Raw genomic sequence first — 23,928 nt, 5'->3', positions numbered from 1 at the left:
CCGTGGGTGGCGATCATGCGCCGCCTGCGGGGGCTCCCGCCAGCGCGCCGTCCACCGGCTTGAGGTTCACCGATTCGCCGCACCCGCAGGCCGAAACCTCGTTCGGATTGCGGAAGACGAAGCCGGAGCGGAACTTCGTGACCTCGTGGTCCATCTCGGTGCCGAGCAGGAACAGCGCGGCGGACGGATCCACGAAGATCTTCACGCCCTTGTCGTCGATCACGTCGTCTCCGGCCTTCGCTTCCTCGACGAGGCTCATGTCGTATTCCATGCCGGCGCAGCCGCCCTTCTTGATGCCGACGCGAAGGCCGACGGCGGGCTTGGTGGAATTCTCAATGATCTCGCGCACGCGCTCCGCGGCGGCGTCCGTCAGCTTCAGCACCTGAAATCTCGAAGCCATGATGATCCTCTCGGGGGTTTGCCGGCGATGGGCCTGGCTGGGCGGGGTGCTTTCCCTCGCCTTGCGGGCCGCGCTCGCCTGCTTGCGGATCCTTCGGGCGGCCCGGACGCATCTTGCGCACCGCCACCCGCTCTTGTTCCCAATATAGGGTCTTGCGACCGCACACGCCAGTTCGCGCAAACCCGGTGTCCGGGAGCGCGCGGGTGCGCTCAGTACCAGTTGAGCGCGACCTTCGCTTCTTCCGACATGCGATCGGGCGTCCACGGCGGGTCGAACACCATCGCCACCTCGACCTGACCGACGCCTTCGACCGAATTGACCGCGTTTTCCACCCAGCCGGGCATCTCGCCGGCAACCGGACAGCCCGGCGCGGTCAGCGTCATGTCGATCTTCACCGAGCGATCCTCCTCGATGTCGACCTTGTAGATCAGGCCGAGCTCGTAGATATCGCAGGGAATCTCCGGATCGTAGACGGTCTTCAGCGCACCGACGATGTCGTCGGTGAGCCGTTGCAGTTCCGTCTCGTCAAAGCCGGACGCGGGCGACTGGATCTCCGTCGCATGATCCTCGTCCACCTCGCGGGTGATGCTCGCTGTAGCCGTTTCGTCGCTCATCTCGCCCTCACGCGAAAAAGTCATGGGCTTTGCGAAGGGCCTCGACCAGTCGGTCGACCTCGTCCTTCGTGTTGTAGAGGCCGAAGCTCGCCCGGCAAGTGGAGGTGACTCCATAACGGGCGAGAAGCGGCTGGGCGCAGTGGGTGCCGGCGCGCACCGCCACGCCCTCGCGGTCGATGATCGTCGACACGTCGTGGGCGTGCACACCCTTCATCTCGAAGGAAACAATGGCCCCCTTGCCGGGCGCCTCGCCGAAGATGCGAAGCGAGTTGATCTCGCCGAGCCGCTGGTGGGCGTAGTCGCGCAGCTCCGCCTCATGGGCGGCGATGCGCTCGCGGCCGACGCCATCCATGTAGTCGAGTGCCGCCGCAAGACCGATCGCCTGGACGATGGGCGGCGTGCCCGCCTCGAAACGGTGCGGCGGAGCGTTGTAGGTGACCATGTCCTCGGTGACGTCGAGGATCATCTCGCCGCCGCCGTTGAAGGGCCGCATCCGCTCCAGATGCTCCATCTTCCCCCACAGCACGCCGATGCCGGTCGGCCCGTAGACCTTGTGGCCCGTCAGGCAGAAGAAATCACAGCCGAGCGCCTGGACGTCGACGGGCATGTGCACCGCCGACTGGCTGCCGTCGACCAGAACCGGAATGCCGCGGGCATGGGCGATGTCGCAGATCTCGCGGATCGGCACCACGGTGCCGAGCACGTTCGACATGTGGGTGATCGCAACCATCCTGGTGCGCGGCGAAAGCGCCTCCTCGAAGGCCGCCAGATCGAAGGACCCGTCCTCGGCGACCGGCACCCAGCGGATCACCGCGCCCTGCCGCTCCCGCAGGAAGTGCCAGGGCACGATGTTTGAGTGATGCTCCATGATCGACAGGACGATCTCGTCGCCCTCGCCGATCCGATCCGCGCCGAACGTCTGGGCGACGAGGTTGATCGCCTCGGTGGTCGAGCGGGTGAAGATCACCTCGTCGCCCGACGGCGCGTTGAGAAAGCGTCGCGTCGTCTCGCGGGCCGCCTCGAAATTCTCCGTGGCGGTGTTGGAGAGGTAATGCAGGCCGCGGTGGACGTTGGCATATTCATGCGAATACGCCTTCGTCACCGCGTCGATGACCGCCTGCGGTTTCTGCGCGGAGGCGCCATTGTCCAGATAGACAAGCGGCTTGCCGTAGACTTCCCGCGACAGGATCGGGAAATCCTTGCGGATCTCCGTCACGTCATAGGGGCCGACGGCTCCGGCTGGCTGCGATGATGCGGTCATGCTCATGGGCGTGTCCCCTTGTTACTTGCCCTCGGCGAGCCAGGCGCCGATGCGTCCCTCGAACGCCTCGACGATGGTCTCGTCGCCCATCTCCTCGACCGCCTCGGACAGGAAGGCCAGCACCAGCAATGTGCGGGCCTCGTCCTCGGGAATGCCGCGGGCGCGCAGGTAGAACAGCAGGTCCTCGTCGATCTCGCCGCTGGTCGCGCCATGGGCGCACTGCACGTCATCGGCGAAGATCTCGAGCTCCGGCTTCAGCGCCATCTCCGCGTCTTCCGACAGAAGCAGCGACTGGGTCATCATCTGCCCATCGGTCTTCTGCGCATGGGGGCGAACGATGATCTTGCCCTGGAAGATGCCCTTGGCACCGTCGCCAACGACGGTCTTGAAGAGCTCGCGGCTCTCGCAGTTCGGTACCGCGTGATCGACGACCAGCGTCTGGTCGACGTGCTGCCCGGCCCGCACCATGGTGATGCCGAGCAGGTCGGCGCGCGAATCCTCGCCGGTGAAGGAGACGAAGGACTGGTGCCGGGCAAAGCCCGCGCCAATGCCCGCGCCGATGAGCTTCACCCGCGTCTGCGCCCCCATCGTCAGCACGGCCGTGCCGACATGGGTGGTCCCGGCGGCTTCCGCCTGCAGGCGGGCGACGGTGATCTCCGCCCGGTCGCCAGCGCGGATATCGGTCAGCGTGTTGGAGAAGCTGCCCTCCGCGCCGCCGAGAAAGTTCTCCAGAATGCGCGCGCTGGCGCCCTCGCCCACCCGGATCACGACCCTTTCGGAGGTCGCGACCGGCGTTTCAGCGGACAGCGCGTGCACGATCTCGACCGGCTTCGACAGCGTCCGCCCGGCCTCGATGCGAATGTCGACGCCGTCGGCGCAGAAGATCGCGTTGAGGCCGACCGCCGCATCGTCACGGGCGATCTCCGGCAGACCCATCAGCGCCTCGCCCTCCTCGGCCAGCGCATCGGCGAGCGGGCGCAGCGTTACGCCCTCGCCGGCAAGGCCGTCCACGTCGGAAAGCTCCGCATGGTAATGGCCGTCGACGATGACGATCCGGTGGCGCCCGGTGTCGCCATAGACGTCGTCCAGCGCGGCAAGGGCCTTGCCGGCGGCAGCGGCGTCACGCTTCGGCGCGAAGGCCGGCACGTTCTTCAGCCGGGCGCGCAGGTCGGAGTATTTCCACTCCTCGACGCGCCGATGCGGCAGGCCGTGCGCGCGGAAGGCGTCGAACGCCTCGGTGCGGATCGCGGCAACGCCGGCGCCGCCGGGTAGTGCGCCGCGGGTGCCCTCGAAGGCCGCGGCGAGATCGGTCTCGGCGCGGGTCTCTGGAATTTTCTGGTCAGTGCTCATGTCGTATCCCTCGCGCCTCAGGCGGCCGCGTCGACATAGTCGGCGTAACCGTTCTTCTCCAGCTCGAGCGCCAGCGACTTGTCGCCGGTCTTCACGATCCGGCCCCGCGACAGCACATGCACCACGTCCGGCACGATGTGGTCGAGCAGGCGCTGGTAGTGGGTGATGACGACAAAGGAGCGATCCGGCGACCGCAGCGCGTTGACGCCGTCCGAGACGATCTTCAGCGCATCGATGTCGAGACCGGAATCGGTCTCGTCGAGCACGCAGAGAGACGGCTCCAGCAGCGCCATCTGCAGGATCTCGGAGCGCTTCTTCTCGCCGCCGGAGAACCCGACGTTGAGCGGACGGCGCAGCATTTCCGGCGTGATCTGCAACTCGGCCGACTTCTCCTTGACCCGCTTCATGAAGTCCGGGGTCGAAAGCTCCGCCTCGCCGCGCGCCTTGCGCTGCGCGTTGAGCGCGGTCTTGAGGAAGGTCATGGTCGCCACGCCCGGGATCTCGATCGGGTACTGGAAGGCGAGGAACAGGCCGGAGGCGGCGCGCTCGTCCGGCGACATCTCCAGGATGCTCTCGCCGTTGTAGAGAATGTCGCCCTCGGTCACCTCGTAGTCGGACTTGCCGGCGAGGATGTAGGACAGCGTCGACTTGCCGGAGCCGTTCGGCCCCATGATGGCATGCACCTCGCCCGGGTTCACGACAAGGTCGATGCCGCGCAGGATCTCGGTGCCGTCGTCGGCGATGCGGGCGTGCAGGTTCTTGATCTCAAGCATTACTCTAACCTTCATCTATGGCTCGGCTGATGCGCCTCACAGGTCACTGTCCAAACCAGCGTCTGTTCATCGCGCGCAGCAGTTGAGGAAACTGTTCCCCACTCACGCCGAGCTCAGCGACGTCCTGAACGGAAATGACGGAATCGATGCCGCAGTCCGGGCACATGGCCGTGACCTCGCTCTCTCCGATTTCGTCACACCATTCGTCGATCTTCTTTGCCAGGAAGACCGCTTCGCAGTGAAAGCAGCCAACAGGCGTGTTGTCCTCGTAGCGTCGGCGTTGCCGGGCGCTGAATTCGTGCGCGGCAACGACGGCTACGGGCGGGATCACCCCACGCTTCCCTCAAGGCTGATCGAGATCAGCTTCTGCGCCTCGACCGCGAACTCCATCGGCAACTGCTGGATCACGTCCTTGACGAAGCCGTTGACGATGAGCGCCACCGCCTCCTCGTCGGACAGACCGCGCTGCTGGCAGTAGAACATCTGGTCGTCGGAGATCTTCGAAGTGGTTGCCTCGTGCTCGAACTGGGCGGAGGCGTTCTTCGATTCGATGTAGGGCACCGTATGGGCGCCGCAATCCTGACCGACGAGCAGGCTGTCGCACTGGGTGAAATTGCGCGCGTTCGACGCCTTGCGGTGCGCCGAGACGAGGCCGCGATAGGTGTTCTGCGAGAAGCCGGCGGAAATACCCTTGGAGATGATGCGGCTCGACGTGTTCTTGCCGAGATGGATCATCTTCGTGCCGCTGTCGATCTGCTGATGGCCGTTCGACACGGCGATCGAGTAGAACTCGCCGCGCGAATTGTCGCCGCGCAGAATGCAGGACGGGTACTTCCAGGTGATCGCCGACCCGGTCTCGACCTGGGTCCAGGAGATCTTGGAGTTCTTGCCGCGGCAGTCGCCCCGCTTGGTGACGAAATTGTAGATGCCGCCCTTGCCGTCCTTGTCGCCCGGATACCAGTTCTGGACCGTGGAGTACTTGATCTCCGCGTCATCCAGCGCGATCAGCTCGACCACGGCCGCGTGCAGCTGGTTCTCGTCGCGCTGCGGGGCCGTGCAGCCCTCCAGATACGACACATAGGCGCCCTTCTCGGCGATGATCAGCGTGCGCTCGAACTGGCCGGTGTTCTTCTCGTTGATACGGAAGTAGGTCGACAGCTCCATCGGGCAGCGAACGCCCTCGGGCACATAGACGAAGGATCCGTCGGTGAAGACGGCCGAGTTCAGCGTGGCATAGAAGTTGTCGCTGACCGGCACCACGGTACCGAGATATTTGCGCACCAGCTCGGGATGATCGCGCAGCGCCTCGGAGATCGAGCAGAAGATGACGCCGGCCTTCTTCAGCTCTTCCTTGAAGGTGGTGACCACCGACACGCTGTCGAAGACGGCATCGACGGCGACGCGGTTCTTCGGCTCGACGCCCGCCAGGATCTCCTGCTCGCGCAGCGGGATACCCAGCTTCTCGTAGGTGGCCAGAAGCTCCGGATCCACTTCATCGAGGCTCTTGGGCCCGGGAGCCGACTTCGGCGCCGAATAATAATAGAGGTCGTTGAAGTCGATCTTGGGATACTCGACCCGGGCCCAGGTCGGCTCGGTCATCGTCAGCCAACGGCGATAGGCGGCCAGACGCCATTCGAGCATCCACTCCGGCTCGCCCTTCTTGGCGGAAATGAAGCGGATAACGTCTTCATTGAGCCCCTTGGGCGCCTTGTCGGACTCGATGTCCGTGACGAAACCGTACTTGTATTGATCCACATCGATCGACCGGACGCGGTCGATCGTTTCCTGAACAGCAGGCATGCGTGTCTCCATCCACTGCGGTGTCAAGGACCGCGGGTTGTCGCACTATGTAAAGCGGACGCGTACGTCCGCCATGGGTTTCAGAGCCGATCCTCAGGCAGCGCGTCCCGCGCCAGCCCCCCGCATCCGCTCGGAAAGTCGCCGCCAGGCGGCAAGAAAAACTTCGACCTCCTCCGCCCGCGCATCGGGCGAAAAGCTGACGCGCAGGGCGCAGCGGGCAAGCCGTTCCTCCACGCCCATGGCCGTCAGCACATGGGACACGGAGACCTTGCCGCTCGAGCAGGCGGAGCCCGAGGAGCAGGCAATGCCTTCGAGATCGAGCGCGATCAGCGCGGTCTCGGCGGCAACTCCCGGAACGGCGAAGCAGCTTGTGTTGGCAAGTCGCTCGACACCGCCCGAAAATATGAACGTGTCACTCCATATATGGCGAAGACCGCTTTCGAAACCATCCCGGAGCCGACGAATTTCGTCCCAATGGTTGATTTCTTGGGCGCAAAGCTCGGCCGCGATCCCGAAGCCGGCGATGGCCGCGACGTTCTCCGTCCCCGCCCGGTTCCAGTGCTCCTGCCCGCCGCCGGTCAACAACGGCGCGGGCTTCAGCCCCGCGTTGCGCACCACCAGCGCGCCCGCCCCCTGCGGTCCGCCGATCTTGTGCGCCGAAAGCGCGATGCTGTCGGCCTGCCAACCGGCCATGTCGAGGGCGACGCGGCCGGCCGCCTGCACCGCATCGACATGAAGGATGGCCCCGGCTGCCGCGACGATCTCGCCGATGCGCGCCAGCGGCTGCACCGCTCCGGTCTCGTTGTTCGCCGCCATCACCGACACGAGAATGCGCGCGCCCTCGCGCGCCGCCGCCTCGTCGGAAAGCTCCGCGAGCCGTCGCGCCAGATGATCCGCGTCGACAAGCCCATCGCCGTCCACCGGAAGAATCTCAATGGCGTCCTTCGCGAAACGCCCCCCGGCGATCACGGAGGCATGTTCGCTCGCTCCGACGAGCACCCGGAAAAACCGCGCCTCGCCCCTGCCCTTGCGCCAGATCGGCGACAGGGCGGTGACATTGGCTTCGCTCGCACCGGACGTGAAGGTGACATGGGACGCGGGAACGCCGGCAAGCAGCGCCACCTGGGCGCGGGCCTTTTCAATGTGCGCGCGCGCCGCCCGCCCGGCACCATGCACCGACGAGGGGTTGCCCGTGACACCGGTCAGCGCGCGGACGAGTTCGACCGCTTGCGGGCGCATCGCGGCCCCCGCATTGTGGTCGAAGTAGATGTTCGTCCGTCCAGCCATCCCCGGCCCGACCTTTCCCCGTCTCCCGACACCGCGTCCCGAAGCGAAACCCGGCGGCCGGAAAATGACTTCCGGCGTTATCGGCTATTGATGGAAGCCTTGCAATTCTCCATGGAGATCGGGATAAGACATCCCTATATACGCGGGCACAGGCATCGATACGTCCGCCAATCCAGCGCGCTTGTCGACGGATTGGCGCCGATCAGAGCGCGGAGCCCGGCGGAAACGTTCGTCGCCCTTGGCAGAAAAACTTTCAGCCATTGAACTTTCGAACGATTCTAAAGTAGTTTTAGGTAAGGGGCACAGCCGAGTCAAGCGCGGATCTACGCAGATTCCCGCACTCTCGAATGGCCTGGCCGGCCGCGCGCGCCCATCGGCCGCGCCGGTGCCGGCCCGCGAAAAAGCGCGACAAGGCGCAAGAAAAGGAAGACGAACGCCATGCACGAGGTGGTCCATGCCTGAGGTGATTTTCAACGGACCGGCGGGCCGGATCGAGGGCCGGTTCCAGCCGGCGAAGTCGCGCACGGCGCCGATTGCCCTGATCCTTCATCTGCATCCGCAATTCGGCGGAACGATGAACAACCAGATCGTCTACCAGCTCTATTACATGTTCGCGAAGCGCGGCTTCGCCGTGCTGCGGTTCAACTTCCGCGGCGTCGGCCGCAGCCAGGGCACCTTCGACCATGGCCAGGGTGAGCTTTCCGATGCCGCCGCAGCACTCGACTGGGTGCAGTCGGTGCACCCGGACGCGCGCGCCTGCTGGATCGCCGGGTTCTCCTTCGGCGCCTGGATCGGCATGCAGTTGCTGATGCGCCGCCCCGAGGTCGAGGGCTTCATCTCCGCCGCCCCGCCGGCCAACCTGCATGACTTCTCGTTCCTGGCGCCCTGCCCGTCCTCCGGCCTCATCGTTCATGGCGACGCCGACAAGGTCGTGCCTCCCAAGGACGTTCAGAACCTGGTCGACAAGCTCAAGACCCAGAAGGGCATCACCATCGACCACAAGGTGATCCCGGGTGCCAACCACTTCTTCGAGAACCACATGGACGAACTCATGTCCGAGTGCGGCCAGTATCTCGACAAGCGCCTTGGCGTCACCAGCGAGCTTGCCTGAAAAGACGCCCTTTCGGCTGCAGGCAAGACCCGACCCCGAACATGAAACGCCGGCCCTTGTGGCCGGCGTTTTTCGTTTCGCCCCTCCCTTGCGTGGGCGGAGCCTGGGACGGGACCCCGGTGCAAGAACGGCTTCCGCCGTTTTGCGGAATCCGTTTCTCAACGACCGGAATCGGTTTCTTCGCAATGTGCCGCAAGCCATTGGCGGGAATCAAAAAACCCGGGCACGGACCACGCCGCACCCGGGTTTGAAAGCAGTCTTCGCCGGACAGTCCCACGAACGACCGGGCGCCACGAGCACCCGGGCGCGCCGGAAAGATCAGGGATCAGGCGTCCGGCGACCAGGCCTCATAGTCGCCCGAGACGGTCGGGCGGCTCGCCGGCGTCAGGATCGAGCCCTGCGGGCGATAGGCGGCGGCGGTGCCGGTGTGGTTGCCCTGATGGGGCGCCTGCCAGTCGCGCGGCTTGTAGTCGATCTCGGTCGGCGGGGTATCGGTGCGGTGATGCATCCAGCCGTGCCAGCCCGGCGGGATCATCGAGGCTTCGGCAACGCCATTGTAGATGACCCAGCGCCGCTTGCCGCCGCGCTCGCGGTAGTAGCTGTTGCCGAACTCGTCCTTGCCGACGAATTCGCCCTTGCGCCAGGTGAAGAAGCGAGTGCCCCAGGTGGCGCTGTTCCACCAGGTGAAGAACTGAATGAGGAGCGTTTTCATGGCGCCGAGCCTGTCGTTTGCATTCATTTCGTCACGCAATAGCGCAAGGCGCGACATTTCGCAATGCGAAGCGACGCTTCGCCGCCCCCGTCCCTCATGCGCCTTGCCGCTGTTTCCGCCCTCTCAGGGCTCCTTCCGGGGCTTGCCGGCACTCTGCCTCGCCCCTGCCTCAGGCGGCGGAAGACTGCGGCTTGCCGCGCGCGACCTGGGCGAATCGCTGCCGCAGCGCCGCCTCCGCATCAAGCGGCAGGCCATCCTCGCCCGCGATGACCGCATCCTGCCCCAGCACCAGCGCCGGTTCGGCCGCCGTCTCCACCCGCCGGTCGCGCCGGCGCGCCTCCGCCGCCACCTTGCCGAGATTGCCCGCGCCGATCTGCTGCCACTTGCGCGCCTTGGCATCGAGGCTCTCGGCCACCCCGTCGACCACATAGCGTCCGTCGCCATTCATGACGAGCGGCCGGCTGTCGTTCAGGGTCCACAGGATCCGGGCGTGGAGCCCGGCCGGCGAAAGCGGCTTGACGAGCACATGCTGCGCGCCGTCGCGCAGGGCCCTGTCGACCAGCGTGCGGGTGCCGTAGGCGGTCACGAAGATCACCGGCAGGAAGCAAAGCGGCGCATTGCGGCGCTGGCGCACCGCGCGCAGCAGTGCGATGCCGCTCATCGGCTTCATCCGCCAGTCGCAGATGATCATGTTGGGCGGATCCAGCCGCATCATTTCGAGCGCGGTTGCGCCGGTGTCGTAGGTCCGCACCCGCCGGACCCGGAAACTCAGCAGCGTCGAACGCAGGATCGCCTGCATCGGTTTGGAATCGTCGACCACCGCGATGTCGAGATCTCCGATATCCAGTCCATAGGCATAATGTCTGGTCATGCGCGCCACGAGGCCGTTCCGGTTCAAGTTCAAGGCCTTGCGAGAGTGGCATGGCCGCCTTGCCGGTCGATTGCGGGACTGCGGACAATTTGGCGTCAGTTTCGCTCAATTTGACGTAAAATTGAGTCTAGAATTGTCGCGCTTGTCGTGATTCTGCGCGTCGTCGGGCCACACCGCGATCCCACTCCATCCCCGCGAACGAGCCCGCTCGCCAGGGGCGGAGGATGCGGATCCGGGATACCAGATCTTGTGGCCGCCCACCCGCCTCCGCGACACGGCCAACAGCACGCCGAAGGAGCCCGCGCGGCGAAACCTCGGCGCCCTCACCCCCTGAAAACCGCGCAAATCCGCGGACTTTCGGGCCTCTGCCCGTTATCCACATCAACACACTACATTTTGTTACACCCACCCAACAAACCACAACAGGTGGCCCCAAGACCCTTGACGGTCACGGGTGATTCACCTTAGGTTCGGGACATCGAGCAATCGTATCCGGTACGGAGCGCTCCAGCGGCGTTCCACGCGTTCTCACAATCGATGTAGACCTCGAAAAAAGCCGACGGTTTCCGATCCGATCGGGCAACGACGTCACCCTGCGCGGTGGTCGGCGATAGCCTTTTGGTGTTTTGGGAACGCGATATGTTGTAACGACCGGGAGCGCGCACACCATATCCAGCGCTCACTCATAAGCAAGACGGGCCGGGCGGACAACGCGCGGCCGGATTTCAGGGAAGGCGATCGTGACGGGTCCGCGCGGCGGCGCGCGCGGATCGTGGCGGCATGGCCGTCTTCTCTCACCCGCGGCCATGCCGCGACCGATGATCGAAAGCCCGCCTGCCGGCGGCGAACGACTGAAGAGGCTTTGGGATGAAAATCGAGCGGCGCTACACCAGCGAAGGCCAGTCGCCCTATGCGGATATCGAGTTCCGCGTGGCCACGAGCGAGATCCGGAATCCCGATGGGTCGATCGTGTTCCGCCTTGAGAACATTGACGTTCCGGCCCAGTTCTCGCAGGTCGCGGCTGACATCCTGGCGCAGAAGTACTTCCGCAAGGCCGGCGTCCCGGCCCGCCTGAAGCCGGTCGAGGAGAACACCGTTCCCTCCTGGCTGTGGCGCCATGAGGCCGATGCCGACGCGCTGGCCGATCTGCCCGAGAACGAGCGTTCCGGCTCCGAGATCGACGCCCGCCAGGTCTTCGACCGGCTCGCCGGCACCTGGACCTATTGGGGCTGGAAGGGCGGCTACTTCGATACCGAGGACGATGCCCAGGCGTTCTATGACGAGCTGCGCTACATGCTGGCGACCCAGAAGGTGGCGCCGAACAGCCCGCAGTGGTTCAACACCGGCCTGCACTGGGCCTACGGCATCGACGGCCCCGGCCAGGGCCACTTCTACGTCGACTTCGAGAGCGGCGAGCTGACCCGCTCGACCTCGGCCTATGAGCACCCGCAGCCGCACGCCTGCTTCATCCAGTCGGTCGAGGACGATCTCGTCAACGAGAACGGCATCATGGACCTTTGGGTCCGCGAGGCGCGGCTGTTCAAATACGGCTCCGGCACCGGCTCCAACTTCTCGCGCGTTCGCGGCGAGGGTGAGAAGCTGTCGGGCGGTGGCAAGTCCTCCGGCCTGATGAGCTTCCTCAAGATCGGCGACCGCGCCGCCGGCGCCATCAAGTCGGGCGGCACCACGCGCCGCGCCGCCAAGATGGTGGTCGTCGACGTCGACCATCCCGACATCGAGGGCTACATCAGCTGGAAGGTGAAGGAGGAGCAGAAGGTCGCCGCCCTGGTGACCGGCTCCAGGATCTGCCAGAAGCACCTCGGCGCCATCATGAAGGCCTGCGTCAACTGCGAGGCCGACAATGGCGACTGTTTCGACCCGGCCAAGAACCCGGCGCTGAAGCGCGAGATCCGCGCCGCCAAGAAGATGATGGTGCCGGAGAACTACATCCAGCGCGTCATCCAGTTCGCGCGCCAGGGCTTCACCAAGATCGAGTTCCCGACCTACAACACGGACTGGGATTCCGAGGCGTATCTGACCGTTTCCGGGCAGAACTCCAACAACTCCGTGCGCGTCACCGACGGCTTCCTGACCTCGGTGATCGAGGACGGCGACTGGGACCTGACCGCGCGCAAGGACGGCCGCGTCACCAAGACGCTGAAGGCCAAGGACCTGTGGGAGCAGATCGGCTACGCGGCCTGGGCTTCCGCCGATCCGGGCATTCAGTACCACACGACGATCAACGACTGGCACACCTGCCCGGCATCCGGCGAGATCCGCGCATCCAACCCGTGCTCGGAATACATGTTCCTCGACGACACGGCCTGCAACCTCGCGTCGCTGAACCTCTTGCAGTTCCGCCAGGACGACGGCGCCTTCGACATCGACAACTACGAGCATTGCGTCCGCCTGTGGACCATGGTGCTCGAGATCTCGGTTCTGATGGCGCAGTTCCCCTCGAAGGAGATCGCGGAGCTTTCCTACCGCTTCCGCACTCTCGGCCTCGGCTACGCCAACATCGGCGGCCTGCTGATGACCTCCGGCATTCCCTATGACAGCGACAAGGGCCGCGCGATCTGTGGTGCCCTCACCGCGGTCATGACCGGCGTCGCCTATGCGACCTCGGCGGAGATGGCCGGCGAGCTCGGCCCCTTCCCGGGCTATGAGGAGAACGCCGAGCACATGCTGCGCGTCATGCGCAACCACCGCCGCGCCGCCCATGGCGAGACCTCCGGCTACGAGGGGCTCAACACCGATCCGGTGCCGCTCGACCACGCCTCCTGCCCCGAGCCCATCCTTGTGGAGCGCGCCCGCAACGCCTGGGACAAGGCGCTGGAGCTTGGCGAGAAGCACGGCTACCGCAACGCCCAGTCGACCGTGATCGCGCCCACCGGCACCATCGGCCTGGTGATGGACTGCGACACGACCGGCATCGAACCCGACTTCGCGCTGGTGAAGTTCAAGAAGCTGGCCGGCGGCGGCTACTTCAAGATCATCAACCGCGCCGTGCCAGAGGCGCTGCGCACGCTCGGCTACAGCGAGAGCCAGATCGCCGAGATCGAGGCCTATGCGGTGGGCCACGGCTCGCTCGACCAGGCTCCGGCGGTGAACCCGGGCGCCCTGCGCGCCAAGGGCTTCGACGACGCGGCGCTGGCCAAGCTCGCCGACGGCATGAAGTCGGCCTTCGACATCAAGTTCGTCTTCAACCGCTGGACGCTTGGCGACACGCTGCTGACCGAAACGCTCGGCGTTCCGGCCGAGAAGCTGGACGATCCGGAGTTCGACCTGCTCACCCACCTCGGCTTCTCGAAGTCCGAGCTCGAGGCGGCCAACACCCACGTCTGCGGCGCCATGACGCTGGAGGGCGCGCCCTTCCTGAAGGAAGAGCACTACGCGGTCTTCGACTGCGCCAACCCCTGCGGCCGCCTGGGCAAGCGCTTCCTGTCGGTGGAGAGCCACATCCGCATGATGGCGGCCGCCCAGCCGTTCATCTCGGGTGCGATCTCCAAGACGATCAACATGCCGAACGACGCGACCGTCGAGGACTGCAAGGACGCCTACATGCTGTCCTGGCGCCTGGCGCTCAAGGCCAACGCGCTCTACCGCGACGGCTCCAAGCTGTCGCAGCCGCTGAACTCCCAGCTTCTCGCCGATGACGACGAGGACGAGGATGACGTGGCCGAGGCGCTGTCGGCGCAGCCGATGGCGGCGCGCACCGAGGCGGTTGCCGAAAGGATCGTCGAGCGCATCATCGAGCGGGTCGTGGAACGCAACATCCGCGAGCGCGAGAAGATGCCGGACCGCCGCAAGGGCTACACCCAGAAGGCGCGCGTCGGCGGCCACAAGGTGTATCTCACCACCGGCGAATACGGCGACGGCCGCCTTGGCGAGATCTTCATCGACATGCACAAGGAAGGCGCCGCCTTCCGCTCGCTGATGAACAATTTCGCCATCGCCATCTCGCTTGGCCTGCAGTACGGCGTGCCGCTCGAGGAATATGTCGACGCCTTCACCTTCACCCGCTTCGAACCGGCGGGCATGGTGCAGGGCAACGAGGCGATCAAGAACGCGACCTCGATCCTCGACTACATCTTCCGCGAGCTGGCCGTGTCCTATCTGGACCGCAACGACCTGGCCCATGTGCCGCCGGAATCGCTGTCGACCACCTCGATCAGCGCCGGCGAGAACGAGGGTCGCCCGGCGGGCGGCGCCCACAGCGGCGTTGTCTCCAAGGGGCTGGTGCGCGGCCAGACCGAGCGCTTCCGCCTGGTGAGCAATCCGGGCGAGCCGGCAGGCACGCTCGGCGGCGGCACGACCAAGACCGCCTCCCCGTCCGGCAGCGTCCAGGGTCGCACGAGCGCCATCGCCACCGCCTTCAAGCGCGATGTCGCCATCGAGGCAGCCCCGGAAGCGGAAGTCGGCAACACCAGCGCCCAGCCGGCCCACAGCCATGCCCAGCAGATCGCCCAGGCCCGTATGAAGGGCTACGAAGGCGAGAGCTGCTCGGAATGCGGCAACTTCACCATGGTGCGCAACGGCACCTGCCTGAAGTGCGACACCTGCGGCGGCACGAGCGGCTGCAGCTGAGGACAGAGGAATCGGGGCCGTTGCGCAAGCGGCGGCCCCGCCTCGCGTCCTGCGGACCGATCAGACCAGCGTCAGACCGATACGGCCCCGAAAACACGAAACCCGCCCATCGGAAACGATCGGGCGGGTTTTTGTTGGGGAGGGGGAGCAAGAACAGACTGTCAGCTCCTGGAAATTGGCTCACCCGAACCGACGTTCGTCGGGACAATTTCTGCGGTAGCTTTCGGCCCGGAGCTGCCGTTCACCGAGAAGTTCGTCGCGGCAATGCGGCTTCTCGAGAGCGGAAATTTTGGTAGGTGAGCTCTACAAGTGCGCCAACATTGCCTCTTGGAAAACGTCTGCCACCAAGGTCATCACTTTGCCGACGAGCGAAATGTGCTGCGAGGCGTCCAAGCTTCCCAAATTCGGAGCATCACCGTGCGCGACACCATGACGCCAACCGACCACTTCCTTGTGCAGGCGGTTTCGGTGTTCTCGAAATCGCGCTAGATCGAAATCGAGTATCTGGAAATTCTGGTCGAGCTTGTCCCAATCGAGGTTCGACGTCGCCTTTACGGTCTTGCGATCGAAGTCGGCGAAGTCGCAGGCCAGTTTATTCTGTAACTTCTCGACGAAGTCTCGTTTTGCCATCGGCGAATGGTTCCGGCTGCGCAAAGAATCGAACTCAGGTCCAAGAGCCCCTACAAGCATCTTCCAGCCAGTATCCGAGACCTTTTTCCCTCGTGTTTGGAGGAAGTCACAGTAGGCATCGACGCACTCGTTATAGAAGCCTTCCCAGGCTGCGTAGCTCAAAACAATGAGCGCCTTCGACTGGACACCCATAGGGTCAGCTGTAGAAGACGGAGTTCCGAATAGCCTTTTGATTTCCGACAACTCGCGGACTCGGGTTGACCTTGCCGCGTCGATGTCGTCGAAATAGTCGTCAATTGTTTTGGGCATCCGGCTCGAACCACTCCGCACCGAAAGGAACGCTTCGTTGAATTCTGGTGGTGCCCCGCATTCCGGCGCTGCTCAATTCTGCCGCAATTGGGTTGAGCCAGAAGCCTGCAATCTTGGATCGAATGAACTCTTCAGCATCAGCTTTGACAGCGAGCGCCTCTCGGTTCTTCGCAATTCCAACACCGATGACTTCCAAGGCTCGCAGTGAAAATCTCCTGCCGCCTCCGACTCCATCGATGCGTGCTTCCGCGGGCAAGAGTGCTTCGTCACCTCCGACACTTCGTAGAGTCTCAATAACCCAGATCACCATTTCGATTGCTTCGTCCTGACGTCGGAGCTCGATTACTTCAAGAATTCCGGTGCTCAGGTATTCTTCGATATCCATCTTTGTCGAGTATTCAACCATGGTGTGGACTATCAAACGCACGAGATACTCGAGGTCGCGTTGCTTCTGATGCTGCTCATTAGTCACCCCGAATAGCGCCCGAACCTCTTGCCGGCCGGCGATGTCCTTAAGCCTCTGCGTGAAATCTTCGTCAGCCAATACCATGGAGCAAGTGCGGACTTCCTGTTCATTCGCATAGGCGCCACCACGGTTGAGGCGCTGGAATAAGTCATACTTGGTCTTCGGGTCACTCGGGTGTTTTAGAATCTCGAAGTCGAGCCTGGCGCGCCGGAAGAAAAGCTGCATGGACTTCTCGAGAGTTGTCTCACCAGCGTTGATCGCGGCCCATACAACACCTTCGAGGCTTGGAAGATACTTCGTGCCAGCCAAGATGCTTCTTTTGGTTTCGCCAGGATTGTCGACGTTCCGGAGCAATCCCATGAACTCGAGAATGGTCGACACTCGTTGAAGCCCGTCTACAAGTTCCCATGTGCCTTCATCTGTCTCAAATACGAAGACGGGGGGAATGGGAATCCCAATCAAGATTGATTCAACAAAGTTGGATTTCTTCTCCAAGCTCCAACGATGGAGCCGCTGAAAGTCGGGGAGAATATTAAGTTCTTCCGACGAATACATGGTCGCAACTTCGCCAATGGTGATCTGAACGCGATCTGTATTCACAGTACGCTTAGCGGTGTCGATCTCAGCCTTGAGCATGGAGTAAACCCTTTTCATTCAAGCCAACTGTAGACCCACGCAGTAGCAGTTTGCCAGCCCCCGTCGGCTTGATTTCGCAAAATCAAGAAGCGGGCATTTCCGTTCTTGCAATTGTTGGCCGATCCCTTCGCTTTCACAGCGAAAGTCGGCTTTTCGCCCTATCAAGACGTTATCGCGATGCGCAACGAATGGCAGCTTTCGGGAAATTCTTGAAGTACATTGAACGGTCGCCATGGGGACACAAAGCGGTTGTTCGGATCTCCTTGTCGGAATTCCCCCCTCTCACGCGCCCCTCTCCGGCGCCCCCCGGGCAAAAGCGACAAGCCCGCGCCCCGGGGTACATTGGCACCCTCAGCGACAGCGGAAAGCTCCCTGGCAGGCGCGAGGATGGCAGCGCCTCCCGATGGCGATGTCCCATGCGGATACGTGGATTGGACCCCGGATCTCCTCTCCGCTGCATCCGGGGTGAGGAAAGCGGCGCCCGGTCGACCTCGTCGCCAATCTCATCAGCAACACAGTCAGGCGGCCACCCAGGCTGCCCAATGTCATGCGGGACCGGCAGTCCCACGCAACCGTTCAGGGGGCCGCGCACCAGAAACGCGGAAGGGGCCCATGCTTCCGCACGGGCCCCTTCCAAGCTCTCACTCTCGCACGGTTCAAGCAGACAGGGGGCGGCTCACCGCGTGGGCTGAATGTCCCCTGCAGGCGCCCACCGGCTTTGCGGGAAGACGTTCGGACATCCGCCCCGCCCCGTGCTCGTCATCGCCCTAGAAATCGCCATACCCTCGCAAGCGCATAGGATCATATGGCTCTTGTTTCCTTCAGGTAGTCGTCCACTTCGACTCTCAAGGCCTGAGACTGCTTGGAAAGCTCCTCGGCCGTATCGACAAAGTTTCCAACAGACTTGAGGTTCCCCTCGGAAACATTGGCCACATCCGAGATGTTGTGGGCAACGTCTTTCACTCCGTTCGCGGCCTGTTCGACATTGCGCGCGATTTCCCGGGTGGCGCTGTCCTGCTCCTCAATGGCGGCGGCGACGGAAACCGAGATCTCCTTCACCTTGCCGATCGTTCGACCGATGCCATCAATGGCATCAACGGCTTCTTGTGTGGCGCTCTGGATTTGCGCAATCTGGCTTCCGATGCTCTCCGTCGCGCTCGACGTCTGATTTGCCAGTTCCTTGACTTCCGCTGCCACAATGGCAAAGCCCTTGCCGGCATCCCCGGCCCTGGCAGCTTCAATGGTGGCATTGAGGGCCAGAAGATTGGTCTGCTCTGCAATGGCAGTGATCATCTGGACAACCTCGCCAACCTTGAGCGAGGCCTTGGCCAACCCCTGAATCTTCTGGTTGGTTTCTTCTGCTTCCCTCGCAGCCCCATTGGCAATATCGGTCGACTGGGTGATCTGCATGCTGATCTCGGCGATCGACGCTGAGAGCTCTTCGGACGCTGCCGCCAATGTTTCGAGATTGATCGAGGTCTCATTGGCCGCCTGAGACATGGTCTGGCTTTGCTGGTTGGTCTGCGTCGCTCCGGCAGCCATTTCCTGGGCCGACGTCCGAAGATTGGACGATGCGGAGGACAAATATCCGACAACACCCGCCACGCTCTTGTCGAGCTTCTCAGCCAACGCAAACATGGCCGTCCGCTTGGTTTCTTCCTGCTGGGCGCGGTTCCTGGTTTCCTCCACCAGCTTGCTCGCCTCGGCCTGAGCCAGGTTCAGATCCTTCATCGCCTGATGATTTTCCGTGAACTGGCGATTGATGCGATAGGCCAGCCAAAGCATCGGCCCGCCCACGAGCACAACATATGTGGCATGTATGAGAAAATGATGCAGAACGTATTCGTTCGTCGGCCAGATATAGAGCGGCAGAAGCAGAGAAAAGACCACGTGGTGCACGGTCGCCAGCGCATTGACTATGAGGATAGTGCGCCAGCAGCAGTAGATGACCAGAACTGCATTCAGAACGAAAAACAGCATGTGGGCATCCAGAACCAGCCCATCCGGCAACCCGCTGGCGCTAAAAACCAGCAGCGCCCAGTCAGTGGTCAGGGCCGCCCCAATGGCAAATCTGGTCGCCGGCCCAATCGGATCCTTGAGAAACATGAGCGTCGTGGCGCCGGCAAGCGCTGCTGCGACCACGGATGTCGCCAGCACTGGCGCAGACGCATAGGAAGCCACACTTCCAATAACGAGCACCATGAACCATAGGCATGCAATGAAAGCCTTGCTCGCTATCTGGCGAAGTCTTGTAAGCTCTGGAGCGGTTTCCACAACGGAAGACGGGGATGTCGCGTGCATTTCTGGCCTCTGGGTAAGCGTGATCAGGGTTAAGCCGATTTTGTTCTTTCTATTAGATGTTGCTGCCGTATTTCGTTGTTGATCTCGGACTGCAGCCTCCGATACCAAAGGAGCTGATGACCGTCCAAGCACCGAGCGCCTTCACCTTTGCCGAGTAATCCTGTTGCTCTGGCAAAACCATCACAAACGTTCCGTCAAAGTAGGATCGTATAAGTTTTGATGCAGGCGTCAGAGCACGGGTAATCGCCTGCTGCTCACCCTCCCAAGGAGATGAAATGACAATAACCGGAGAGCCATCTGAAAAACTAAACAAGGTCAGATAGCCAACAACCAAAAATCCAGCAACGCCGATTATGGCCATCGGCACGTAGGATGAGATCGAATACTCTAAATTGACCTGATGTCTTTGCATGGCATATTTTCTATTGCCGCATCACCGGCGGAGATCCAAACCAAGAAACAGGCGCTCCTTGTTGAACCTTACGTAATGTGACAATAGTCACGTCCATTTAATGAGGGCTTAATTTGACCGGCGAGCGATCAGGCCAGCAGTCCCAGTGGTTAAATCAAGTTTAATAAATCGAAGTCAGTTCGAACGTGAGCCGAACCTGTGCCCTCTCCGATCCGCGGGCAGGATCTGGCGATATTCAAGTCATCCGTCGCATCTGCGGATCAGGCCGATTGAGCCCATTTCCTTGCCAACAGCCCCGTGCCAGCGGCCCGCCATCCAAGACCGAGGGGGCGGGCGCTGGCGGTTGCGGTGGGGCCTTCCATTTTCGGATGGCGGCGTTCGTCCTTGAACCCTTGTCCAAATTCGGGGGAGCTCAGGTCACCTCGCCCCCCTATCTCACGAGCAACACCGATAGGTGGTAGCCACGGCTGTGCATGTCGGCATAGCCATTGGTCAACTCGAAGAAGTAGAACATGTCCGGGATCGCTTCCGTTGACGTCCAGAACTTCGCTCCCTCGCCAAAGTCGGAGGCAGCGATATCGGGAAAGGCGACGCCATCGATCTTCGGACCTTCGCAGGTCTCCAGAAGAAGGGTTTCCAATTCCATTCCGGTGGGAACGCGCCAGCCGTTCCCCTCCTTCCGGGCATGGTCCAGCGCCTCATTCAGCCCAAGACCAAGCACGTTGCCGGCGCAACGCTTGGTCTCCCGATCCCATCGCATTCCGACCGCACATCTTTTCCAGGTCAAACCATGCCTTGGATCCGTTGCCTCGCCCCCACGGAGAACGAAGCCGGACCCATCGCCAGTGACACAGGCGCCATGAGCGTGAAGCGGGAGGCTGACCAATAGAAAGAAGGCCAACATAAACTTTGACTGCATGTGAACTTGCGCTCCTGGGCTCGCATGACTTGCGGATCAGGAGCTGTGAGATAAGGATCAATGGGATCGAATTGTGGCGGCCGGCGGCGGCACGAGCGGCTGCAGCTACCGGCAAGGATCAAGAGGGCCGTCGCGCCAAGCGGCGGCCTTCCTTCTCGATCCGCCCGACAGGCCAGCTGATCAATCCAGCGCCAGGTCGGAAAGGCCCCGAAAACACGAAACCCGGCCATCGCAAACGATCGGGCGGGTTTTCTATATCGGCAAGTAAGGCTGTCTGCTTTGGGGCCGGGAGTGGACAATCTTCTGGACGCCATATCCGGACTTTCAGCTGACGTTCGGCTATACTAGTCGCATCGGTGTTTTCGGCCCAAACCGGTCTCTCGTTGTCGTGCAGGATGCTGCGGTTGCAGCCCATACAGCCGATATATAAGGTGCAGGCGCAGTGCGAGTGTACTATTTCTCGGGCAGATTTGGACTCCACCCTAATACATTCGGAGGTCTCCCGGTGGGCGCAAGGCACAGGGCAACGCCAGACACATCGCTGCACCTCTGTGGATATGAAACCGGCGGCAGGCCAGAGAGCAGATCATGGCTCACGTCAGCATCCGGCTTTATGGGGGCGCTCATGGCTCTTCGCAGAGGTTCGGCGCGCCGTCGAAGTTGTATTCGCCTCGGTAGAGCCGCCGCAGGGTCGTGACCATCGCCTCGAACGACTCATCGAACCTTACCGAGGTGCGCTCGGTCGGGGCGATGTAGATGGATTTCCCTACCGGCTCGCGCCGCAGGTAGCCGCTTTCGACCAGGCCGTTGATCTTGCGGTGCAGGGTGCTGATCGGCAGGTCGAGAACCTCTGACAGGGCCGAAAAATCATAGAGCTTGCCCTGCATTCGGCCCTGCACGACCGTCCGGATGATCAGGCTGTCCAGCGGCTTGCCCCACATCCCCGTTTCCATCGCATAGAACCGGTTGAGGCATTCGATGATCTGCGCCTGAACCGCCGCCCGCATCGCGTCGGACTCTTGCTGACGGTCTATGGCGTTCTTCATTTTCCGGCCCCTCCCTCGCGCTGCTGCTTTCCAAAATGGAAAGGTCGGCGCTTGGTCGCAAGCCCAAACTGCCCGTATCTGGACCTCGGGTCCGAAGTCCACCGCACTGGTGGGCGGAGGGTTCCAGTATTCCAAGGGAGGGATCATGCAAAAGCATATACTCGTGGTCGGTGGCGGTATCGGCGGTACGATGACCGCGAACAGCCTTGTCACCAAGTTCTACAGAGAGATCGCCAACGGCAAGGTCAAGGTGACCATGCTGTCGGACAATCCGTGGCACTACTACAAGCCGGCGTTCATGTATGTTGCCTTTGACATGTACTTTAAGGGTGAACTGCGCAGGAAGCAGCAGTCCCTTCTGCGTCCCGAGATCGACTTCCAACTCGACAAGGTCGAAGCCTTCGATTTCAAGGGCTCCAAGGTCAAGACCGCCAGCGGCAAGACGATCAGCTACGATTACATCGTGGTCTCCACCGGCTGCCTGCCCGCGCCGGAACGGATCGAGGGGCTGAAGGAAGGCGGAGACTATTTCTATCAATACGAACCGGCCAGGAAGCTGTCGAACAAGCTGCTGACCCTTGAAAAGGGCCGGGTGTTCGTCACCGTGAACTTCCCCGAAACGCCGAACGTGCCGCACCAATGCGGCATCGCGCCGATGGAAACCACGCTGATGCTTGACGAGTATCTGCGTCGCAAGGGCGTGCGCGACCAGGTCGAGATCGTCTATACCTATCCGACCGTTTCTCAGCTTCTGCGCAACTGCCTGTTCATGCAGGAAGAGGTCTGCTCTGTCCTGCCGCCGATCTTCGAAGAGCGCGACATCAAGTACAAGCGCAGCTTCACGCTGGCCAAGGTCGATCCCGAGCGCAAGGTCGCCATCTCCAGCGAGGGCGAGGAAGAGGAATTCGACATCCTGATGTCGACCCCGCCGATCCGCGCCGTGGATGCGGTGATCAACAGCGGTCTTTCGCAGGCGTCGAACAACGAGGGCTGGCTGCCCACCGACCGGGACACGCTGCAACTCGAAGGCTATCCGAATGCCTATGTGATGGGCGACACGGTCGATCTGCCGATCTCCAAGGCCGGGGGCTCGTGCCACAACCAATGCCCGGTGATCGTCAACAATATCGCCGGGGATATGCGGCTGGGCCGGGTCGTCGACCATTACGACGGCAAGGTGCAGGCCGTGGCGCAGATGGGGTTGGAGGCGGGCATGCCGCTTTTCTACAACTACGATGAGGATGTGCACCCGACGCCACCGACCAAGGTTGGCGGGCTGCTGCGCAAGGCCTTCAACCGCGGCATCTACTGGTCCGTCGCCCGTGGCATCATCTGAGATCTGAATTCAAGGAACAGGAGGGCGCCATGGCGAACCCCACAGCAAACGGCGCGGAAACCCCGCTGCTCGAACGTCTCAATCAGGAAGGCGTCTTTTCCGACGCGGCAACCGAGGAGGGCCTGATCGATCTGGCCAACAAGCTCGCCCCGTTGATCCAGGGCCGGCGCCTGCACAATGTCATCGACCTGATGTCGCTTGCCTCGGACGGTGTGGACATGGCCGATGACGCCATGATCCAGAAGATGATGACAGCCTATGAGGACATCACCGGCACCGTCTGGGCGCTGGGCAATGCGGCGCGTTACGCGGCCAATCAGGCGGCAACCACCCCGGTGCCGTCGCGCCTGGGCCTGCTGCGCGCCGCGGGCGATGAGGATGTTCGGCGCGGGATGCATTTTGCGCTGCAGTTTCTTGCCGTGCTGGGCCGCCAGGCGATGCCCGAGCCCGACGTCGATTGACCGGGACCACGAATGAGGCGGAACTGGCCGCCCTCTACAGACCGCGCATCCGAGAGCTTGCCGCTCGGGTGCGTTCCGACCGCCGGTTGAAGACCCCGGAGGTTACGGTTTCCCGCAGAAGCCAGGTTTGCGGCAGCACGATTACCCTGGACCTGGTGCGCGAGCAGGGCCGGATCACCGCTCTTGGCTGGCGGTCGCGGGCCTGCACCCTGGGCATGGCCTCGCTGGGCCTGGTCACCGACGTCGCCGTCGGTCAGAGCCGGGCTGAGGTTGCTGCGGCCGCGGCGGCACTATGGGACCTGCTGCAGGGGCAGGAACAGGCCTTTGCCCCGCCATGGGAAGAGTTGTCAGTCTTTTCCGCCGCCCGCGGATTCCCGACGCGGTTCGATTCGATCATGCTGCCCTTCGAAGCGATCGATGAGGGTTTCAGGCAACTGGGATGAACTGGCAGGTGCTACGCCCTGCTTCTGCGCACAGTCGATCCTTGATGCGCAACGCAGCACTGGGAGCCGGGTCCTTGAGGAGTTGAAAGGCCGCTTTCGCCTGCCCGAAGTGTCATCTTCGCACCTGCGGCGAAGGTCGGCTCACCGCCCTGCCCAGACCTTAGAGCAGAGCGCAGCGAATGGCTGCTTACGGGATCTGGGGC

General features: G+C 62.8%; 21 protein-coding genes. 5 read left to right on the top strand and 16 right to left on the bottom strand.

The window, feature by feature from the left end; genetic code table 11:
• Window positions 1-13: 13 nt before the first annotated feature.
• The 8 genes from sufA to ACSLUQ_RS05800 all read right to left on the bottom strand — a co-directional run bounded on the left by sufA (window position 14) and on the right by ACSLUQ_RS05800 (window position 7,485).
• The gene (sufA, locus tag ACSLUQ_RS05835) at window positions 14-400 is read right to left on the bottom strand and encodes a Fe-S cluster assembly scaffold SufA (RefSeq protein ID WP_461807957.1); all 387 of its coding nucleotides are present in this window, start codon (window positions 398-400) and stop codon (window positions 14-16) included.
• 209 nt (window positions 401-609) lie between these two features.
• A complete protein-coding gene (locus ACSLUQ_RS05830) occupies window positions 610-1,014 on the bottom strand; it encodes an SUF system Fe-S cluster assembly protein (RefSeq protein ID WP_461807956.1) in 405 nt (134 codons plus the stop codon).
• Window positions 1,015-1,021: 7 nt separating this feature from the next.
• Complete coding sequence (locus tag ACSLUQ_RS05825) at window positions 1,022-2,275, bottom strand: cysteine desulfurase (RefSeq protein WP_461808470.1); 1,254 nt, start codon at window positions 2,273-2,275, stop codon at window positions 1,022-1,024.
• Between the two features lie 21 nt (window positions 2,276-2,296).
• On the bottom strand, window positions 2,297-3,625 hold the full coding sequence (sufD, locus tag ACSLUQ_RS05820) for a Fe-S cluster assembly protein SufD (protein WP_461807955.1): 1,329 nt from the start codon (window positions 3,623-3,625) through the stop codon (window positions 2,297-2,299).
• Between the two features lie 17 nt (window positions 3,626-3,642).
• A complete protein-coding gene (gene sufC, locus ACSLUQ_RS05815) occupies window positions 3,643-4,398 on the bottom strand; it encodes a Fe-S cluster assembly ATPase SufC (RefSeq protein WP_417773144.1) in 756 nt (251 codons plus the stop codon).
• A gap of 43 nt (window positions 4,399-4,441) precedes the next feature.
• Window positions 4,442-4,729 (bottom strand): cytoplasmic protein, encoded by a 288-nt coding sequence (locus tag ACSLUQ_RS05810; RefSeq protein ID WP_417773143.1) that lies wholly within the window; start codon window positions 4,727-4,729, stop codon window positions 4,442-4,444.
• Window positions 4,726-6,198 (bottom strand): Fe-S cluster assembly protein SufB, encoded by a 1,473-nt coding sequence (gene sufB / locus ACSLUQ_RS05805; RefSeq protein ID WP_417773142.1) that lies wholly within the window; start codon window positions 6,196-6,198, stop codon window positions 4,726-4,728. The genes ACSLUQ_RS05810 and sufB overlap by 4 nt, the downstream gene beginning before the upstream one ends.
• 93 nt (window positions 6,199-6,291) lie before the next feature.
• Window positions 6,292-7,485, bottom strand: a complete 1,194-nt coding sequence (locus ACSLUQ_RS05800) for a cysteine desulfurase family protein (protein ID WP_461807954.1) — start codon at window positions 7,483-7,485, stop codon at window positions 6,292-6,294.
• Window positions 7,486-7,939: 454 nt separating this feature from the next.
• On the opposite strand from ACSLUQ_RS05800, the gene ACSLUQ_RS05795 reads away from it, so the two are divergent.
• Window positions 7,940-8,596: an alpha/beta hydrolase gene (locus tag ACSLUQ_RS05795; RefSeq protein ID WP_417773140.1), complete on the top strand. Its 657-nt coding sequence runs from the start codon at window positions 7,940-7,942 to the stop codon at window positions 8,594-8,596.
• Window positions 8,597-8,921: 325 nt separating this feature from the next.
• On the opposite strand, the gene ACSLUQ_RS05790 is transcribed toward ACSLUQ_RS05795, so the two are convergent.
• On the bottom strand, window positions 8,922-9,308 hold the full coding sequence (locus ACSLUQ_RS05790; RefSeq protein ID WP_417773139.1) for an NADH:ubiquinone oxidoreductase subunit NDUFA12: 387 nt from the start codon (window positions 9,306-9,308) through the stop codon (window positions 8,922-8,924).
• A gap of 169 nt (window positions 9,309-9,477) precedes the next feature.
• Window positions 9,478-10,179, bottom strand: coding sequence for a response regulator (locus tag ACSLUQ_RS05785; RefSeq protein WP_461807953.1), 702 nt, complete (start codon window positions 10,177-10,179; stop codon window positions 9,478-9,480).
• A gap of 867 nt (window positions 10,180-11,046) precedes the next feature.
• Between ACSLUQ_RS05785 and ACSLUQ_RS05780 the strand changes: the two genes are divergently transcribed.
• On the top strand, window positions 11,047-14,766 hold the full coding sequence (locus tag ACSLUQ_RS05780) for a vitamin B12-dependent ribonucleotide reductase (RefSeq protein ID WP_461807952.1): 3,720 nt from the start codon (window positions 11,047-11,049) through the stop codon (window positions 14,764-14,766).
• Between the two features lie 303 nt (window positions 14,767-15,069).
• On the opposite strand, the gene ACSLUQ_RS05775 is transcribed toward ACSLUQ_RS05780, so the two are convergent.
• The 6 genes from ACSLUQ_RS05775 to ACSLUQ_RS05750 form a co-directional block, all read right to left on the bottom strand.
• On the bottom strand, window positions 15,070-15,705 hold the full coding sequence (locus tag ACSLUQ_RS05775) for an MAE_28990/MAE_18760 family HEPN-like nuclease (protein ID WP_461807951.1): 636 nt from the start codon (window positions 15,703-15,705) through the stop codon (window positions 15,070-15,072).
• Window positions 15,689-16,807: a DUF262 domain-containing protein gene (locus ACSLUQ_RS05770; RefSeq protein WP_461807950.1), complete on the bottom strand. Its 1,119-nt coding sequence runs from the start codon at window positions 16,805-16,807 to the stop codon at window positions 15,689-15,691. The genes ACSLUQ_RS05775 and ACSLUQ_RS05770 overlap by 17 nt, the downstream gene beginning before the upstream one ends.
• Before the next feature lie 801 nt (window positions 16,808-17,608).
• Window positions 17,609-19,108, bottom strand: coding sequence for a methyl-accepting chemotaxis protein (locus ACSLUQ_RS05765; RefSeq protein WP_461807949.1), 1,500 nt, complete (start codon window positions 19,106-19,108; stop codon window positions 17,609-17,611).
• 52 nt (window positions 19,109-19,160) lie between these two features.
• Window positions 19,161-19,520, bottom strand: a complete 360-nt coding sequence (locus ACSLUQ_RS05760; RefSeq protein ID WP_461807948.1) for a hypothetical protein — start codon at window positions 19,518-19,520, stop codon at window positions 19,161-19,163.
• 430 nt (window positions 19,521-19,950) lie between these two features.
• On the bottom strand, window positions 19,951-20,424 hold the full coding sequence (locus ACSLUQ_RS05755) for an Lcl C-terminal domain-containing protein (RefSeq protein ID WP_461808469.1): 474 nt from the start codon (window positions 20,422-20,424) through the stop codon (window positions 19,951-19,953).
• A 638-nt stretch (window positions 20,425-21,062) separates the two neighbouring features.
• Window positions 21,063-21,485 (bottom strand): helix-turn-helix domain-containing protein, encoded by a 423-nt coding sequence (locus ACSLUQ_RS05750; protein WP_461807947.1) that lies wholly within the window; start codon window positions 21,483-21,485, stop codon window positions 21,063-21,065.
• Window positions 21,486-21,630: 145 nt separating this feature from the next.
• On the opposite strand from ACSLUQ_RS05750, the gene ACSLUQ_RS05745 reads away from it, so the two are divergent.
• From ACSLUQ_RS05745 to ACSLUQ_RS05735, 3 genes are read left to right on the top strand one after another with little or no spacing between them, the layout of a single operon-like run.
• Entirely contained in the window at window positions 21,631-22,821 is a 1,191-nt protein-coding gene (locus ACSLUQ_RS05745) for an NAD(P)/FAD-dependent oxidoreductase (protein WP_461807946.1), read from the top strand.
• A gap of 29 nt (window positions 22,822-22,850) precedes the next feature.
• Window positions 22,851-23,282: a DUF1641 domain-containing protein gene (locus ACSLUQ_RS05740; protein ID WP_461807945.1), complete on the top strand. Its 432-nt coding sequence runs from the start codon at window positions 22,851-22,853 to the stop codon at window positions 23,280-23,282.
• The gene (locus tag ACSLUQ_RS05735) at window positions 23,279-23,725 is read left to right on the top strand and encodes an iron-sulfur cluster assembly scaffold protein (protein WP_461807944.1); all 447 of its coding nucleotides are present in this window, start codon (window positions 23,279-23,281) and stop codon (window positions 23,723-23,725) included. The genes ACSLUQ_RS05740 and ACSLUQ_RS05735 overlap by 4 nt, the downstream gene beginning before the upstream one ends.
• Window positions 23,726-23,928 lie beyond the last annotated feature (203 nt).

The organism is Stappia sp. ICDLI1TA098, from assembly GCF_054880955.1.
Note: the sequence above shows the minus strand (reverse complement) of the source record. Positions and strands in the feature narration are given on the sequence as shown.

Coding starts and splice junctions, on each gene's coding strand:
- sufA (WP_461807957.1), bottom strand. CDS start 400: ATGGCTTCGAGATTTCAGGTGCTGAAGCTGACGGACGCCGCCGCGGAG.
- ACSLUQ_RS05830 (WP_461807956.1), bottom strand. CDS start 1,014: ATGAGCGACGAAACGGCTACAGCGAGCATCACCCGCGAGGTGGACGAG.
- ACSLUQ_RS05825 (WP_461808470.1), bottom strand. CDS start 2,275: ATGACCGCATCATCGCAGCCAGCCGGAGCCGTCGGCCCCTATGACGTG.
- sufD (WP_461807955.1), bottom strand. CDS start 3,625: ATGAGCACTGACCAGAAAATTCCAGAGACCCGCGCCGAGACCGATCTC.
- sufC (WP_417773144.1), bottom strand. CDS start 4,398: ATGCTTGAGATCAAGAACCTGCACGCCCGCATCGCCGACGACGGCACC.
- sufB (WP_417773142.1), bottom strand. CDS start 6,198: ATGCCTGCTGTTCAGGAAACGATCGACCGCGTCCGGTCGATCGATGTG.
- ACSLUQ_RS05800 (WP_461807954.1), bottom strand. CDS start 7,485: ATGGCTGGACGGACGAACATCTACTTCGACCACAATGCGGGGGCCGCG.
- ACSLUQ_RS05795 (WP_417773140.1), top strand. CDS start 7,940: ATGCCTGAGGTGATTTTCAACGGACCGGCGGGCCGGATCGAGGGCCGG.
- ACSLUQ_RS05790 (WP_417773139.1), bottom strand. CDS start 9,308: ATGAAAACGCTCCTCATTCAGTTCTTCACCTGGTGGAACAGCGCCACC.
- ACSLUQ_RS05785 (WP_461807953.1), bottom strand. CDS start 10,179: ATGACCAGACATTATGCCTATGGACTGGATATCGGAGATCTCGACATC.
- ACSLUQ_RS05780 (WP_461807952.1), top strand. CDS start 11,047: ATGAAAATCGAGCGGCGCTACACCAGCGAAGGCCAGTCGCCCTATGCG.
- ACSLUQ_RS05775 (WP_461807951.1), bottom strand. CDS start 15,705: ATGCCCAAAACAATTGACGACTATTTCGACGACATCGACGCGGCAAGG.
- ACSLUQ_RS05770 (WP_461807950.1), bottom strand. CDS start 16,807: ATGCTCAAGGCTGAGATCGACACCGCTAAGCGTACTGTGAATACAGAT.
- ACSLUQ_RS05765 (WP_461807949.1), bottom strand. CDS start 19,108: ATGCACGCGACATCCCCGTCTTCCGTTGTGGAAACCGCTCCAGAGCTT.
- ACSLUQ_RS05760 (WP_461807948.1), bottom strand. CDS start 19,520: ATGCAAAGACATCAGGTCAATTTAGAGTATTCGATCTCATCCTACGTG.
- ACSLUQ_RS05755 (WP_461808469.1), bottom strand. CDS start 20,424: ATGTTGGCCTTCTTTCTATTGGTCAGCCTCCCGCTTCACGCTCATGGC.
- ACSLUQ_RS05750 (WP_461807947.1), bottom strand. CDS start 21,485: ATGAAGAACGCCATAGACCGTCAGCAAGAGTCCGACGCGATGCGGGCG.
- ACSLUQ_RS05745 (WP_461807946.1), top strand. CDS start 21,631: ATGCAAAAGCATATACTCGTGGTCGGTGGCGGTATCGGCGGTACGATG.
- ACSLUQ_RS05740 (WP_461807945.1), top strand. CDS start 22,851: ATGGCGAACCCCACAGCAAACGGCGCGGAAACCCCGCTGCTCGAACGT.